This window comes from Roseateles sp. GW823-FHT07B05, assembly GCF_058794515.1.
In genome coordinates this window covers 281,286-298,413 of record NZ_JBXAGX010000002.1, presented here as the reverse complement: position 1 = coordinate 298,413, position 17,128 = coordinate 281,286, and the positions used below count along the sequence as shown (strand labels likewise).

Genomic DNA, 17,128 nt, shown 5'->3' with positions numbered 1-17,128 from the left:
GGCGAACAGGCCCTACGCGTCCACTTCGAGCAGCAGCCGGTCGAGGCCCTCTTCGGTGCCTCGGCGGCGTTGCTCGACGTCCCTGTGACCGTCGAGGTAGGCGAGCTGTTCGGTGAGCTTCAGCATCGACCCGTTCGGCGTGTCCGCGAATTCCACCGTGACCAGCGAGGCCGACAGCGCTCGGCCGTCGAACGCCATCGAATAGGCGAAGACGATGCGTGCGTTCTCGACGATGTCGAGGAAGACCTTGTCGACGGCCAGCGGGGTACCGTCCGGCAGGCGGCTGCGGTAGATCTCCTGCCCGCCGGGGCGGAAGTCCATGCTGAACTCGGTAGCGTTCATGTCGGCGTGACAGTCGTTCCAGCGCAGCTTGGTGGCCGGGTCGGCCCAGGCCGCGAAGACGCGGCGGGCCGAGGCCTTGAAGTGGCGGTCCAGGACGAAGCTGGTGTGGGCGGCGGAAGTCGTCGTCATGGCCGCGCCTCGTCCTGTTCTGCGAGCAGCGCGTCGAGGGCGTCGAACTGCCGGTGCCACATCGCCTTGCGCCCGGCCACCCAGGCTTCCAGCGCATTGAAGGCATCCGGCGCGATGCGGTAGGTGCGCACGCGGCCGACCTTGTCGGACTCGACCAGGCCACCTGCCTCCAGCACGGCGAGGTGCTTGAGCGCGGAGGGCAGCGCGATGTCCAGTGGCCGTGCGAGGTCGGACATCGAGGCCGGGCCGCGGCTGAGTTGGTCGACCATCGCGCGGCGGTTGCCGTCGGCCAGCGCGGCGAAGAGCCGGTCCAGCGGCTCAGTCGGCGAGGAAGCGAGCGGGGAGGGCATGGCGCAGCGGGTAGTACTGGAAGACGGGGCGGGCTTCGACGATGCAGCGCCAGACTGACGGGCGTGCCAACAAGCGCTCGAAGTAGGCACCGAGCTTGACGTGCTCCGCCGAGAACGGCCGCACGACGGCGGCGTAGAACAGCGCTGGCGCGGCGGCGCAGTCGGCCATCGAGAAGGCGTCGCCTGCGGCCCAGGTGCGGTCACCCAGGCGGCTTTCGATGAGGTCGTAAGCCAACCCCAGCTCGTCGATGGCGGCGGCCTGCGTGGCGGCGTCGCGCTCGACTGGCGGGCGCAGTTGCTGGGCGATGAAACGCTGCATGGGCGTCATCACGTGCAGGTCGAAGACGCGGTCCCAGAGGCGGACTTCCAGTTGCGCTTCGAAGCCCTCGGGCAGCAGGCGCAGCGCGCCGGGGTGGTGGTGGTCCAGGTATTCGATCTGGATCGATGTCTCGGGCACCACGCGGTCGCCGTCGACCAGCAGCGGGATCTTGGCCGTTGGCCACAACGCTGCGTAGGCGGCGCGCGCGGCCGGGTCGCCGAGATTGACGACGCGGGCGTCGAACGGCGCACCGTTCTCGTACAGCGCGATCAGCAGCTTCCAGCAATACGAGGACAGCGGGTGGTAGTGCAGCGTGAGGGCCATGCCCGCCTTTCAGTTTCTTGGTGGGCTAAGTATTTCAAAACTTTCCGAATAAGGAAACTGTCGGCGCAAAACAAAGGCGGGCCGAGCCCGCCTTTGGGTCACGAAGCCAGGCTCCTCAGCGGCATTGCTCCGTCGCGACGCGCGTGGTGTTGCCGTTCTGCGCAGCCGTGCTGCAGACCGGGCGCGGCTGCTCGGCGGCACCGCGTTCCTGCCCGTTCTGCGTCCGGGACTGGCCGGGCACCAGGGGCACCAGGGGCAGCGACGTAGCCAGCGGCGTCACCGTGAGAACCTGCGGTGACGCGTAGGCCCCCAGCACATTGGGCGCCACGCCGCCACGGTCCACCACGCCGGTGAAGAGTGGCGTGACGCCCGGCGTGCTCGGCACCACGCCGAGCGGCACCATCGTCGAGACCAGGCTGTTGATGACCTCGAGGGGGCCCCACGGCGTGTCGTTGAAGAAGTACGGCACGCCGGCCAGCGTGCTGTTGACCCGCGAGGCCGCCAGCGCGCCGGTGGAACTGCCCAGGCCGCCGTACAGCTGCGCCGACGCGGCCGACACCACGGCCAGGCTGCCGAGGCTGACCTTGTTGACGGGGTCGGCATCGGCCAGGCCGGCGCGGATGGCGCCGCCACCGGCCGTCAGCGTCAGCGCTGTGGACGGGCCCGACAGGCCGCGCAGCGTGATGTCGCCCTGGGCGCTGATGCTGGCAATGCCCGTCGGCAGGGATGCCGGTGCGGCGATGCTGATCGGCCCCGCCGTGACGGTCATCAGCGACGGCAGCAGCACCGAGGCGCCGCCCGTCTGCTGGAAGCCCGTGGCGGCCTGCACCGGGCCGTTGGCGGCGAAGCTGACGGTGCCCGATGCATTGGTGTTGGTCAGCGTGATGCCGCCCAGCGTGGCCGTCACGGCATCGCTGAAGGCGAAGCTGTGACCCGTCAGCTGCAGGCCCTGGGCGCCAGGCGCCGTCAAGGCGCCGTTGATGCGCAGCAGGTTCAGCGCCTGGACGGCGCCGACCGCGCCGCCGATCACCGTGTTGCCGGTGATGGTGGCGCTCTGCCCACCCGCCGTCGTCGCGTCGGCACCGGCGGCCAGCGTGACGCTGCTGCCGGTCAACGCGACGTCGGCGGCCAGCACGGCGCGCTCGCCGTAGCTTTGCGCGCCGGTGGTGTCGACCGTGCCGGCCAGCACCAGCGTGCCCGCGGCGTCGGTGGTGAGTGACGCCGCGCGGATGGGCGCCGCCAGGCGCGTCTCGCCGCTGCTGTTGATGACGAGGGCGCCCAGGCGCGTCTGGCCGCCGACGGCCTGATCGAAGCGCTGGCCACCTGCGCCGCTGCGCACGGTCAGCGCCTGCGCGCCATCGATGGTGCTGCCGAAGCCGATGCCGGAGGCGATCAGCGTCGTGTCGGCGCCCAGCGTCACGGCGCCGCCGTAGGCCTGCGCGCCGGTGGTGGCCACGCTGGCGCCGTTGAGCGCGGTGTTGCCCGAGACGGTCAGGCTGTTCAGCGCTTGCTGCGCACCGATGGCGCCGCCTAGCTGGGCGTTGCCGGCGAGGGTCAGCGCCTGGGCGCCCGCTGTGGTGGCATCTGCGCCTTGCGACAGCGTCAGCGTGCTGCCGGTCAGCGTGGTGTCGGCGGCCAGCACGGCGCGTTCGCCGTAGGTCTGGGCGCCGGTGGTGTTGACCGCTGCCGCGAGAACCAGCGTGCCCGGCGCGTCGGTGGTGACGGAGGCCGCGCGGATGGGTGCCGCCAGGCGGGTCTCGCCACTGCTGTTGACGACGAGGTTGGCCAGGCGCGTGGTGCCGCCCACCGCCTGGGTGAAGGCGACATTGCCGGTGCCGGCGTTGACGGTGAGGTCGCGGGCGCCGTCGACGGTGTTACCGAAGCTCAGGCCCGATGCGCTCAGCGTGCTGTTGGCGGTGAGCGTGACGGCCCCGCCGTAGCTCTGCGTGCCGGTGGTCGTGACGTTGCCGCCCAGCGCGCTGCTGCCGCTGACCGTGAGGCCAGCCAGCGCCTGGTCGGCACCCAGCGCGCCGAGCACGGCGTTGCCGGCAATCGCCAGCTGTTGTGCGCCATTGGCGCCGGCAGCCAGGCTGACGGTGCTGCCGGTCAGCGTCGTGTTGGCGCCCAGCACGGCACGTTCGCCGTAACTCTGCGCGCCGGTGGTGTCGACCGTGCCGCCGTTGACCCGCAGGCTGCCGGCCGCGTCGGTGGCCAGCGAGGCTGCGCGCACGGCGGCACCCAGCGTGGTGACGCCCGGGGTGGTCACCGTCAACGCGCCCAGGCGGGCGGTCGCGCCGACGGCGCCAGTGAAGGTGACGCCAGCCGCACCGGCGTTGGCGGTGAGCGCCTGCGTGCCGTCGACCGTCGCGCCGAAGTTCAGGCCGCTGGCCGTCAGCACCGTGTCGGCGCCGAGGGTGACAGCGCCGCCGTAGGCCTGCGCGCCGGTGGTGGCCATGCTGCCGCCATTGAGCGCGGTGTTGCCCGAGACGGTCAGGCTGTTCAGCGCTTGCTGCGCACCGATGGCGCCGCCCAGCTGGGCGTTGCCGGTGAGGGTCAGCGCCTGGGCGCCCGCTGTTGTGGCATCTGCGCCTTGCGACAGCGTGAGTGTGCTGCCGGTCAGCGTGGTGTCGGCGGCCAGCACGGCGCGCTCGCCGTAGGCCTGCGCGCCGGTGGTGTCGACCGTGCTGGCCAGCACCAGCGTGCCCGCGGCGTCGGTGTTGAGTGACGCGGCGCGGATGGGCGCCGCCAGGCGCGTCTCGCCACTGCTGTTGATGACGAGGTTGGCCAGGCGCGTGTTGCCGCCCACCGCCTGGGTGAAGGCCACGTTGCCGGTGCCGGCGTTCAGGGTGAGGTCGCGCGCGCCGTCGACGGTGCTGCCGAAGCTCAGGCCCGATGCACTCAGCGTGCTGTTGCCGGCGAGCGTGACGGCGCCGGCGTAGCCCTGTGTGCCGGTGGTCGTGACGTTGCCGCCCAGTGCGCTGTTGCCGCTGACGGTGACGCTGCCCAGCGCCTGGTTGGCGCCCAGCGTGCCGAGCACAGCGTTGCCGGCAATCGCCAGCTGTTGTGCGCCATCGGCGCCGGCAGCCAGGCTGACGGTGCTGCCGGTCAGCGTCGTGTTGGCGCCCAGCACGGCGCGTTCGCCGTAGCTTTGCGCGCCGGTGGTGTCCACCGAGCCGCCGCTGAGCTGCAGGCTGCCCGCCGCGTCGGTGGTGACCGAGGCCGCACGCACCGCCGCGCCGAAGGTCGTGGCGCCCGGGCTGTTGATGGCCAGCGCAGCCAGGCGGGTGGTGGCGCCCACGGCGCCGGCAAAGCTGGCACCGGCCGCGCCGGCGTTGACGGTCAGCGCCTGCGCGCCGTCGATGGTGCTGCCGAAGCCGAAGCCGATGCCGGAGGCGATCAGCGTCGTGTCGGCGCCGAGGGTGACGGCGCCGCCGTAGGCCTGGGTGCCGGTGGTGGTGACGGCACCGCCGCTGAGGGCGCTGCTGCCCGAGACGGTCAGGCTGTTCAGCGCTTGCTGGGCACCGATGGCGCCGCCCAGCTGGGCGTTGCCGGCGAGGGTCAGCGCCTGGGCGCCGTCCGCGCCTTGCGACAGCGTCAGCGTGCTGCCGGTCAGCGTGGTGTCGGCGGCCAGCAGGGCGCGTTCGCCGTAGGTCTGCGCGCCGGTGGTGTTGACCGCTGCCGCGAGAACCAGCGCGCCCGGCGCGTCGGTGGTGACGGAGGCCGCGCGGATGGGTGCCGCCAGGCGGGTCTCGCCACTGCTGTTGACGACGAGGTTGGCCAGGCGCGTGATGCCGCCCACCGCCTGGGTGAAGGCGACATTGCCGGTACCGGCGTTGACGGTGAGGTCGCGAGCGCCGTCGACGGTGCTGCCGAAGCTCAGGCCAGATGCACTGAGCGTGCTGTTGCCGGCGAGCGTGACGGCGCCAGCGTAAGCCTGCGAGCCGGTGGTCGTGACGTTGCCGCCCAGCGCGCTGCTGCCGCTGACCGTGAAGCCAGCCAGCGCCTGGTCGGCACCCAGCGCGCCGAGCACGGCGTTGCCGGCAATCGCCAGCTGTTGTGCGCCATCGGCGCCGGCGGCCAGGCTGACGGTGCTGCCGGTCAGCGTCGTGTTGGCGCCCAGCACGGCGCGTTCGCCGTAGCTCTGAGCGCCGGTGGTGTCGACCGAGCCGCCGTTGAGCTGCAGGCTGCCGGCCGCATCGGTGGTGACCGAGGCCGCGCGCACCGCCGCGCCGAAGGTCGTGGCGCCCGGGCTGTTGATGGCCAGCGCAGCCAGGCGGGTGGTGGCACCCACGGTGCCGGCAAAGCTGGCGCCGGCCGCACCGGCGTTGACGGTCAGCGCGCGTGCGCCGTCCACGCTGCCAGCGAAGCCGACGCCGCTGGCCGTCAGCGTCGTGTCGGCGCCGAGGATGACGGCGCCGCTGTAGGTCTGCGTGCCGCTGGTGGCCACGCTGCCGCCGTTCAGCAAGATCTGCTGGCCCTGCACGGTGAGGGCAGAGCGGCTGCTGTCGGCACCGAGGTTGCTGAAGGCCTGCGACAGCGTCACGTTGCCGCCGGTGGACGTCAGCGCGACGTTGCCGCTCTGGCCGGCGCTCACGGCGCCGGCCGTGACGTTGCCGGCCGCCGTGATGGCGATGTCGCCATCGTGGGTGGCCAGGTTGCCCAGCGTCAGGGCCGAGCCGGACGACAGGTAGATGCCGCCCGTGCCGGTCACCTGCGCGCTGACGTTCGCCGCGTTCACGCCGAAGGCGGCGCCGCTGCTGCCGATGCCGTTGCCGCTGGTCAGGTCCAGCGTGCTGGCGGTCAGCGTGGGCGAGGCGCCCGACAGGCTGCCTTGCGCCGCGGACAGCGTGATGCTGCCGTTGCTGCCGGCGTCGACGGTGCCCACCGTCAGGTCGCCCGCGGTGGCGGTCAGGTTGATGGCCCGGCCGCTGCCGCCGGCCACCACCAGGCCGGCCATCATGCCGGTGCTGCTGGTGGCGGTGATGTCGCCGTTGACCGTCGCCAGCATGGCGCTGGTGAGCGTGCCGGTGTTCTGGACGCTCAGGCTGCCCGCGCCGGCGAGCATGGCGTCGATGCTGCCCACCGAGGTGATGAGCCGGGTGTCGCCACCCGCCGCGCCGCTGGCCAGCACCAGGCTGGCGGCGTTGACCCGCAGTTCGCGCGCGGCCGCACCGCTGGCGCTGGTGAGGATGTCTGTGCCGCCGCTCAGGCGTACGGTGCCGGCGGTGGAGATCGCCGTGGTGGGCAGCAGCAGCGTGCCGCCGGCCGTCAGGGCGAGGTTGCCGTTGGCCAGCGCGATGCCGGCGCTGACGTCCAGGTTGCCGGCCGTGGCGATGTAGGCCGAGCTGCCGCTGCCCAGGCTCAGCGCCCCGCCGCCCAGGCTCAGCGCAGTGCTGCCGGTGTTGAGCACCGAGACCACGCGGTTGCTGCCGCTGGAGCTCAGCGAGGTGATGGCGCCGACGTCGAGCTGGACGGGCGCGCCTGCGCCGGTGGCGAGGTCGGTGACGGCACCGATGTCCGCGCCCGCCGCCAGCGTGGCGCTGTGGCCGCTGACATGGGTGCCGCTGCCGCTGGCCAGGATGGAGCCGGCCGCCGCGAGGTTGACCGCGCCCTGGTTTGCGCCTGCGCTGACGCTGACGAGCGTGAGGTCGCCGCTGCTGGTGGCCAGCGTGACGTTGTTGCCGGCGCTGTCGGCGCCTGCCCGCACGAGCGTGGCCACGGTCGGGCCGGCGCTGCTCACGGACACCGCGCCGCCGGTGGCGACGATGGAGGCCAGGTTGACGCCGGCGCTGCGGTCGTCATCGATATGGATGCCGTTGCCGCTGCTGGCGGTCAGCGTGGCGGCGCTGGTCTGCACGGGCTGCAAGGCGCTGCCCACGCCGGCCGTGCCGGTCAACGTCACGCTGTTGCCGGCGATGCGCGTGGCCGCGTTGCCGTCGTCCTGCACGGTGCCGCCGCTGGACGCCGAGGCCAGCGTCACGTTGCCGCTGCCCGCGTTGATGTTGCCGGCGATCAGGTCGACGTTGGCGGCGGTGCCGGTGACGACGATGGCGCCTCCGTTGGAGGCGGCGTTGGCCAGCAGCAGGTCGGCCGAGGTGCTGATGTCGATCAGGCCGCCGTTGGAGCTGACGCCCGTCAGCACCGACGGTGCGTTCACGTCCAGGTAGATCGCGCCGCCGCCGCTCTCGACGTTGACGCGCTGGCCACTGGCGCTGAGGCGCTGGCCGGACGTGCCGACGCCCGTGGCGCCGAACACGCGCACATCATGGCCTTGCAGCGTGCTGCCGGCGGTGGCCAGCACGCGCCCGGCGCTGGCCGTCAGGTTGACGCCGTTGTGGCTGGCGTTGGCGCCGCCCGAGACGTTGACGACGGTGATGTCGCCGGCGCGCGCGGTGACGCGGATGTCGTTGCCGGCGGCGTCGGTGGCCGTGCTGATGGACTGCAGGCGGATGTTGCCCGCGGCGGCAATGCGCGTGGCGCCGTTGTTCACAGCCGTGGTCAGGCCGCCGTTGAGCGTGCCCAGGCTGTTCAGGTTCAGCGAGCCCGTGCCGGTGACGCTGGCGTTGACCGTGTGGCCGGCCGACGCGTTCACCAGCACCGGCGCCAGCTCGGTGCCGATGCCGTTGGCCGCGCTGAGCGTGATGGCCGCGCTGGCGCCGCCGCCGGTCAGCGTGCCGCCGCCCGCGAGGATGCTGCCGCCGCTGGCGGTCAGGCTCAGCGTCTTGGCGCTGCCGTAGCTCAGCGTGCCCAGCGTCAGGTCGCCGCTGGTGGCCGTGACCGCCAGGTCGCCCGTGGTGCTAAGGCTGGCCAGGTTCAGCGAGCCGGCTTGCCGCAGCACCATGCCGCCGGTGCCCGAGCTGGCCGTGACGCCGCCCACGGCCAGGTTCAGCGGCGTGACGCTGCTGCCGATGTTGCTGCCCGAGCCGTAGGCCTGCAGCGTCAGCGCGCCGGCGGTGATCAGTGAGCTGTTGTTGACGGCGTTGATGTTGCCGTCGCCGCTGCTCAGGTAGGCCTGCAGCAGCATGCTGCCGGCGCCCACATCCAGGCTGCCCACGGACAGGGAGCCGACGCCCAGGTAGGTGAAGTCCAGCCCGGTGCCGTCGCTCAGGTTGGTGAGGGTGGTGGTGTTGCCGCTGTCGGTGGCGCTGAAGGTCAGGCCGCTGGCGATGACGCTGAGCGTGCCGCTGCTGCCGTTGGCGGAATAGTTGGTGCGGTCCACCGTCAGCAGGTTCAGGTCGGCGGTGTCGGTCACGTAGACGCTGCCCGGCGTGTTCAGCACCAGTTGCGGCGTGTTGACGTTCAGGCGCACCTCGCTGTTGCCGATGCCGTTGCCCGTGCCGTAGCGGGCCGACAGGCTGACGCGGGTGCCGGTGATGAGGTTGCCGCCGCTGCCGTTGATGCTGCCTTGCGATGAACTCAGGTCCACCGCGCCGCCGCTGGTGATGGTGCCGGCCAGCAGGCCGTAGCCGCTGCTCAGCGTCACGCCGGCGGGCGCCGTGACGGACGAGGCGAACAGGCTGTAGCTTTCGCTGATGGCAATGCTGCCGATGGCACCGTGGGCCGCGCTGGCCGAGGCGGTCAGCGTGGTGGTGCCGCCGCCGTTGGCGCTGGTGGTGACGGCGCTGGTGTTGCCGATGGAGCCGCTGGCCATCAGCGACACGGTGGTGGCATTGGCGATGGAGCCGCTCAGGATGGAGCCGCCCTGGTTGTTGATGCTGACGGCGCTGCCGCCCGCGTTGATGGAGCCCAGCGCGATGTCGCCTTCGTCATTGGCGAGGTTGACGCCGCCGGTGCCGGAGATGCTGCCCAGCTGCGTGCGGCCATGCAGCGCCAGGTTGACGCCGCCGCCCAGCGCGGTGGCGCTGACCGAGTTGACGGTGGCGTCGATGCCGTTGCCGCTGCCGGTGGCGCCCACGGCGCCGCCCAGGCTGGTCATGCTCAGGCTGGCGGCCTGCACCCGCGTGTTGGGGTTGCCGTCGCCCAGGATGCCGCCGCTGCTGGTGCCGGTGAGGGTCACCGTGCCGGTCGTGCCCAGGTTCAGCGAGCCCACCTGCATGGCGCGGTCGCTGGTGAAGCTGAAGGCCAGGCCCAGCGGGTCGTCCAGGCTGGTGAGCGCGGTGCCGGTCACGCTGTCGGTGGCGGAGAACAGCGGGTAGGCCGCGCCGCTGATGGGCGTCGAGACGATGCTGTACGCGCCGCCGTAGGTGACGGTGGGGTGGGTGGTGCTGATGGCGAGGCGGTCGATGTGGGTGTCCGACTCCACGTTCAGCGCGCCGGTGACCGCGAAGCTGGTCAGCGGGGCCGACAGGCGGATGGGGTTGCCCACGCTGCCCACCGCGCCGCCGTTGCTGGCGGTGAAGCTGGCACTGGCGGCGCTGATGCGCTTGCTGCTGTCGGCGTCGCCGAGGATGTCGCCGACGCTGGTCAGTGACACGGTGCCCGAGCGGCCCACGTCGATGACGCTCACGGCCTGGTCGCGCCGCGTGTTGAGCGTGAAGTTCAGGCCGGTGCTGTCGGCCACGTTGTTGATGCGGGTGGTGCCGTCGTCGGTGATGTCGAAGCTCAGCGACGGCGCCGTCACCTGGTAGACCGGTGCCGTGCCGCCAGCGTTCTGCGTGCTGGTGAGCGACAGGCTGCTCAGGTCCAGCGCGTTGTCGGCAAAGGCGTTGGCGCCGGTGATGAGAGCCAGGCCCAGCGCGTTGGTCTGCATGCGCGTGCCGCTGCCGCCGGCCGCGCCCACGGAGCCGGCGGCCGACAGCGTGATGCTGCCCGCCGTCAGCAGGCTGCTGCCGTCGTTGGTGATGCTGGTGCCGGTGCCGGTGCTGTACAGCGCCAGCGCGCGCCCGGCCTGGGCATTGACGCTGCCCAGGTTCAAGGCCACGTCGGTGCTGAGCGAGAGGTCCAGGCCGCTGCTGTCGGCCAGGTTGCTGAGGTGGTACTCGTTGCCGCCCACGCTGTCGGTGAGCGCCAGCGCCAGCCGCGGCGCGGTGATGGCGATCGTGTTCTGCGCACCGGGCGTGCCGTGCGTGGAGGTCAGGCTCAGCGCGTACAAATCGGACGCGTTGCTCACGTCCACGTTGCCGCGCGACACCAGCGTGAGCCGGCGCGCATCGGTCAGCAGCGTGCCGGTGGCGCCCAGCGACTGGTTGGCGCTGAGCTTCAGCGTCGGCGTGGTGAACAGGCCGCCGACGCCCTGCAGCAGCGAGTTGTTGCTGCTGGCCACGTCGGCCGAGCTGGCCACGGTGTTGGTCTTCAGCGTCAGCGCACCGGCGTTGGACAGGTAGAGCGTGTTGCTGAGGCTGCTGCCCAGCGTGCCGGCCGCCGTGTACAGCGGCGTGCTGCCCTGGTAGCCGAAGGCGCTGCCGCCGTTCAGCGTCAGGTCGCCGGTGGTGATGCTGGGGCTGCCAGCGTTGGCACCGCTGCCGCCCTGCACATAGCTGCTGCTTTGCAGCGTGACCTTGCCGCCGGCGCCGGTGTTGACGTTGCTGGCCGTGATGACGCGGTCGGCCTTGACCGTGAGGTCCAGGCCGCTCTGCGAGATGTTCGCCAGCTGGAAGGCGTTGCTGCCCAGCGTGTCGCTGATGCTGAAGCTCAGGCCGGTGGAGCTGATCGCATAGCTGTGCGTGCTGCTGCCGCTGGTGCGGTGCTGCGCATCCAGCACCAGGCTGTCCAACGTGGTGGAGTTGGAGATGCCGACGTTGCCGCCGCTGGCGATGCTCAGGTTGTGGGTGTTGGTGCTCAGCGTGGCACCGCCGCCGACGCTGCCGTTGCTGCCGGTGGCCGACAGCGTGATGCTGCCGGCGGTGAGGCTGCCGCTGCCGCGGTTGATCTGGGCATTGGTGCCCGTGGGCGCGCTGCGCGACGTGAGCGACATCGTACCGCTGGCGGAGGTGCCCACGTCGATGGTGCCCAGGCTCAGCGCGCGGTCCACGCTGTAGCTGAAGTCCATGGCGCCGCTGACGGCCAGGCCCAGGCTTTGCGTGTTGCCGTCGGTGACGGCGAAGCTGCTGATGTTGCCGGCCGTGACGCCGTAGCCGAACGTGGTGTTCGTGCCGTGGGTCAGCGTCATGTCGAGCTTGGTCAGGTTCTGCGCATCGTCCAGGTAGACGTTGCCGCTGCCGGCCAGGATGACCGTGGGCGCGTCCACGCGCAGCGCCGTGCCGCTGCTGCCGATGGAGCCGCCGCCGGCCGTGCTGGACGTGGCCGTCAGCAGCACGCGGTTGCCGGCGATGGTGCCCGAGCCGCTGTCACTGCTGATGTTGCTGTTGGCACCGCCGCCGCTGGTGGCCAGCGTCACGTCGCCGGTGGCGGTGATGGCGCCCGCCTGGATGTTCTTGCGCGTGGTGAAGCTGGTGTTGGTGAGGGCCGTGCCGCTGAAGGCCAGGCTCTGCGTCGTGCCGTTGTCGGTGATGGCGAAGGTCTGGCCCTGGCCGCTGACGCCGAACACGCTGGCCGTGCCGGCCGCCGTGGTGGTGTTGGTGCTGGTGATCAGCAGGTCGGTCAGCGCGGCGTTGCTGTTGGCGAAGAAGTCGCGCCCGGCGCTGAGCGTCAGCGCGGTGGCGCCCGCCAGGCTGATGGCGTTGCCGCTGGCGCCGATGGAGCCGGCCGCGCCGGCCGTCAGCGACACGGTGCCGGCCGTGATGACCGTGCCGGACTGGCCGTCGTCCACCAGACTGGCCGCCGAGGCGATGCTGGCCGAGCCGGCGCTGCCCACGGCGATGCTGCCGATCTTGACGTTGCGCTGGCCGGAGAAGCTGAACGCCAGCGGCGTGCTGCTGCTCACCGTCTGCAGGGAGTGCTCGCTGGCGTCTTCGGACAGCACGAAGCTCTGGCCGGCGCCGGCCGTGATGGCCAGGCTGCCGGACGAGCCGCTGCCGCGTGTGACGGAGAGCGTGTCCAGCGTGGCACTGTCGCTGACGTTGACCTCGCCGTTGGCCGTGAGCAGCAGCTTGGGCGCATTCACCGCGATGGCCGTGCCGCTGCCGATGCTGCCCTGGGCGGCACTCAGCGTCACCTGGCTGGCGCGGATGCCGGTGGCCGGGTCGCTGTCGTTCTGGATGGCGCCGCTGCTGGCCGTGATGGCCACGGTGCCGCCGGCAGTGGCGTCCACCTGGCCCACCGTGATGGCGCCGCTGCTCTGGGTGTAGCTGATGCTGTTGCCCGCGTTCAGGCTGGACAGCGTCAGCGGCCCGCTGCCGCTGATGAACATCGAGCTGCCGGCCTGCGCCGTCAGCGTGGCGCCGGCGCTGTTGGTCACCGGCAGCACGGCACCGCTGGCGCCGATGGCCTTGGCCGCGTTCAGCGTGAGGCGGCCGGTGCCGATGGAGATGCCGTAGCCGAAGGGGCTGAGGATGGAACCCTGCGAGGCCGTCAGTGCGACAGCCTGGTTGGTGGCGGTCATGAAGCCGCCCAGCGACAGGTCGCCCTCCAGCGCGGTGATGGCCACCGGGCCGGTGGCCGTGATGGTGCCCAGCGTGACGGTGCTGGTGGTGTTGGTGCTGCCGGTGGGCATGGGCAACTGCACATAGACGCCGCCCGCGCTGGCGGTGGCGCTCAGCGTGCCGGTCACCACGTCCAGGTAGTTGGCGCCGCTGGCGCCCACGGCCTGGCCGCTCAGCGTGGTGCTGTTGGCCAGCACGCGGGTGTTCTTGTCGCCGTCGTCCTTGATGACGCCGGCCGTGGATGTGAAGCGCGCCGTGCCGGTGTTCGTGACGTCCACCTGGCCCAGCGTGATGTCGCGGTCGCTGGTGAAGTTCAGGGTCAGCGAGGTGTTGTCGGTCAACGTGGCCACGTGGTGCCCGGCCGCCGAGTCGCTGACGCTGAGCTTCAGCGACGGCGCGGTGATGGCCATGCCGTGGCTGGTGGTGGTGTCGGCGTGGGTGCTCGTGACGGTGAGCGTGCTCAGGTCGCTGAGGTTGTTGACGTACAGGTCGCCGCGCGTGGTCAGGGTCAGCGCGGACGCATTGGCGCCGATCGGGTTGACCGCGCTGCCCACGCTGCCCTGTGCGGCGCTCAGCGTCAGCGTGCTGCCGGAGGTGACGCGCGAGTTCAGGTTGCCGTCATCGACGATGTGGCCCTGGGTGGCGGTCAGGCTCACGGAGCCGGCCGCCTGCACCTGGCCGACCTGCAGCGTGGCATCGCCGTTGAAGGACAGGCTGTTCAGCGGCACGCCGACCAGGCGGTTCAGCGTGTACGAGGTGCCGGTGTCGGCGACGTCGAACGTCAGGTAGGGCGAATCCACCTGCAGCGTGCCCGCATTGCCCGGCGCGCTGTGGCGGTTGGTGAGGCTCAGGCTGGTGAGCGTGGCCTCGGTGTTGGTGACGAGCAGGTCACCGGTGCTGCTGGCCGTCAGGCCGGTGGCCTTGGTCTGCACGGCCTGGCCGGGCGCGCCGATGCCGCCACTGGCGCTGAGCTGGGCCGTGCCGGTGGTGATGCGCGTGGCGCTGTTGCCGTCGTCGCGGATGGCGCCGGCGCTGGCCGTCAGGCTGACCTGCCCGCCGGCGGACGTGCTGACGTTGCCCACCGTGATGTCGCCGCTGCCGTTGGTGACGCTGATGAGCGTGCTGGGCGTGGCGAGGCGGTCCAGCGTGACGCTGCCGGTCTGCGTGATGCTGATGCTGCTGGAGCCGGCCTGCACGTCCAGGTGCGATGCGGCGGTGCGCACTGTCACCGACCCGCTGTTGGCGGCGTTCAGCGTGACCGTGTCGCCGGTGATGTTGCCGCTGTTGCCGAAGATGGAGCCGCTGAAGGTGCTCAGGTTGACATTGCCGGCGGTGCCCGCGTTGACGGTGCCGACGCTGAACGAGCCCGTGCCGCTGGCGGCCACGGTGATGGTGTTGGCGGCGCTGCTGGTGCTGGAGGTCAGGCTGGTCAGCGTGGTGCTGCCGCCGGTGACGATGTCGATGGCGCCGTTGCCCGAGACGATGCTGGACAGCACGCTCGACGTCGCCGAGGTGGTGAGGTAGACGCCGCCCATGGCCGCGTTGGCGGACAGCGTGGATGCCGTGGTGGCGAGCTTGTTGCCGCTGGCGCCGATGGCGCCGCCAGCCGTCAGCTGCAGGCTGCCGGCGGCGATGCGGGTGGCGGCATTGCCGTCGTCCAGCACGCTGCCGGCGCCCGAGCCCAGCGTCAGCGCCGCGCTGCCGACATCGACGGCGCCGACGGTCAGCGTGCCGCTGGCCGTCGCGCTGGAAGCCCCGGTGGCTGCCAGCCGCGTCAGCGCGAGCGCGCCGGTGTTGGCGACGTAGACGCCCCCGCTGCCGGCCGCGGCCGACAGGCTGGCCGTGCTGGTGTTGAGCGCCTGCGCGGCCGTGCCGATCGCGCCGTTGCTCCCCAGGCTGCCCTGCGCGGTCAGCGTCAGCGAGCCCGCCGTCAGCGTGTTGCCGGCGGTGCCGGTGAGGTTGCCCTTGGTCGACGTGAGGGCCAGCGTGCCGCTGCCCACGTTCAGCGTGCCGGCGTCGATGCTGCGGTCGCTGGTCACGCGCAGGTCCAGGCCGCCGGCCTGGGTCATCTGCGTCAGCGCCAGGCTGCTGCCGTCGGCGACCGTGAAGCTCAGGCCTGGGGCGTCCACCTGGTAGGTGCGCGTGCCCGGGGCGACGTCCAGCGCGGTCAGCGCGAGGCTGGCCAGCGCCGTGTCGCTGCTGGCGTGGATGCTGCCGCCGGCTTCCAGGGCCAGCTGCGTCGTGTGCGTGGCGATGGCGCTGCCGGCAGCACCGATGGCACCGGCGCCGGCCGTCAGCGCGACCGAGCCGCCGGTCAGCAGCGGCGCGGTGCCGCCGGCATTGCGGATGCCGCCTACCGTGCTTTGCGCGTCCACCGCGCCCGCGCCGGCGTTGATGTTGCCGGCCAGTTCGATGTCGCCCGTGGCACGCAGCGTCACGGCGCCGCCGTTGGTGGTGAGCTTGCCGATGTTGCTCAACGTGCTGCCGATGCCCTGGGCTTCCAGCGTGATCGAGCCGCCCTGCGTGCGGATCTCGGTCTGCGCGTCGACGAAGCGGATGCCGCCGGTCTGTGTGGACTGCAGCGTGAAGCCGTGGCCGGCGGTCGTGGCGAGGTTGATGAGCTTGCCGGCCATCGCGTCGACCGTGATCTGGCCGGTGGCCTGCAGCACGATGTTGGCGTTGCCGGCCAGCGACTCCAGCCGGCCGCGCGAGATGGTGTTGAGCGTGGCGCCCGAGCCGGCGTTGGCGTCGCCGGCGGCCACGCTGGCGTCGGCGGCATTGGCGTCCTGGCTGCCGCTGGAGGCCGCGTCGGTGATGCGCAGGTCGGTCGGGTCGATCAGCAGCAGGCCGCTCTTGCCCAGCGGCGCGCGCAGGTCGACGTTGCCGGTCAGGCCGATGTCCTTCAGGCTGGACACCTCGGCAAAGCCGCCGTCGCCGCCCAGCCGGCCACCGCGCGCCGACAGCTCGCCGGCGAACACGGTGCGGTCGGTCGACCACATCGTGACGTTGCCGCCGCGGCCGGTGTCCAGCGCGTCGGCGCGCAGCTGCGCACCGGCGTCGACGACGACGCTGGTCGACTTGTTGCCGAAGCGTTGCGCGGCATCCGTGAGCCCGGTGCTGCCCAGCGCGATCTCGCCGCCGCCGGTCGACCCCGAGGCATTGATGCGGGCCGTGGACACGACCGCGATGTGCTCGCCGGTGGCCATCACCACGCCACCCTGGCCCGCTGCCGACGACGCATCCAGCGTGCCGCTGACGGCCACGCTGCCGGCGCTGCCACCCGACAGCACGATGCTGCCGCCGCTGCCGCTGACCGAGGTGGCCGCGATGATGCCGCTGGTGTTGATGACGTTGTCGACGACGCCCTTGATCGCGCGAGCGGTCAGCAGCACGTTGCCGCCTTCGGCGCGGATCACGCCGCTGTTGTCGACCAGCGCGTTGCCGACCTCAGCCCCGGCGCCGAAGCTCAGCAGCCCGTCGCCGTGGAAGTCCAGCGTGAAATGCTGTGCGGCGCCCAGCGCCACGCGGCCCAGGCGCGCCTCGATGAGGCCCGAGTTGCGCACCCGCGGCGCCACCAGCGCGGCCAGGCCGCTGTCGCGGATGCTGATGTGGCCTTCGTTGACGACGGCGGCGTTCAGGTTGGGCGACGCCTGGCTGAAGTCGTAGCGGCCCGCCATGAAGTCGTGGTCGCGGACGTTGGCTGTCGTGGCCACCAGCCCGCCCACGTCCACGCGCGCCGTCTTGCCGAACACGATGCCGTTCGGGTTGACCAGCATGACCATGCCGTTGGCATTCATGCGGCCGAAGATCTGCGACGGGTCATTGCCGAGCACGCGGTTCAGCGTCACGCTGCTGGACGACGGCTGCACGAAGTTGACCGTCTCGCCCGCGCCGATGCCGAAGCTCTGCCAGTTGATGATCGCCCGGTTGCTGGTCTGCACGATGTCGGTCGTGCCCGGCACCGTGTTGGTGATGTTGGCCGTGCCGCCGACCACCACGCCACCCGTCGGATTGGCCTGTGCCATCGGGCTGGCCATCAGCCAGCCGACCACCAGGGCCATCGTCGACAGGCCCGCCGGGCCCGCTCGGCGCGCCATGGCGCGCTGCAGCGAACGCTGCAGGCGGCGGGCGCGCAGGGCGGCGCGGCGCAGGACTTGGCGGGAGGCTTGGTCGGGGTGGTTCATGGGCGGGTACTCAAACTGGAAAGAGGGCGGGCGAGGGCG

At 71.9% G+C, this 17,128-nt stretch carries 4 protein-coding genes; all 4 read right to left on the bottom strand.

The window, feature by feature from the left end:
- Positions 1-12 precede the first annotated feature (12 nt).
- Entirely contained in the window at positions 13-471 is a 459-nt protein-coding gene (locus AC1Q7O_RS05605) for an SRPBCC family protein (RefSeq protein WP_492658179.1), read from the bottom strand.
- Positions 468-821: an ArsR/SmtB family transcription factor gene (locus tag AC1Q7O_RS05600; RefSeq protein ID WP_492658180.1), complete on the bottom strand. Its 354-nt coding sequence runs from the start codon at positions 819-821 to the stop codon at positions 468-470. The genes AC1Q7O_RS05605 and AC1Q7O_RS05600 overlap by 4 nt, the downstream gene beginning before the upstream one ends.
- Positions 790-1,464 (bottom strand): glutathione S-transferase family protein, encoded by a 675-nt coding sequence (locus AC1Q7O_RS05595; RefSeq protein WP_492658181.1) that lies wholly within the window; start codon positions 1,462-1,464, stop codon positions 790-792. The genes AC1Q7O_RS05600 and AC1Q7O_RS05595 overlap by 32 nt, the downstream gene beginning before the upstream one ends.
- A gap of 115 nt (positions 1,465-1,579) precedes the next feature.
- Positions 1,580-17,089: a two-partner secretion domain-containing protein gene (locus AC1Q7O_RS05590; RefSeq protein ID WP_492658182.1), complete on the bottom strand. Its 15,510-nt coding sequence runs from the start codon at positions 17,087-17,089 to the stop codon at positions 1,580-1,582.
- Between the last annotated feature and the right edge of the window lie 39 nt (positions 17,090-17,128).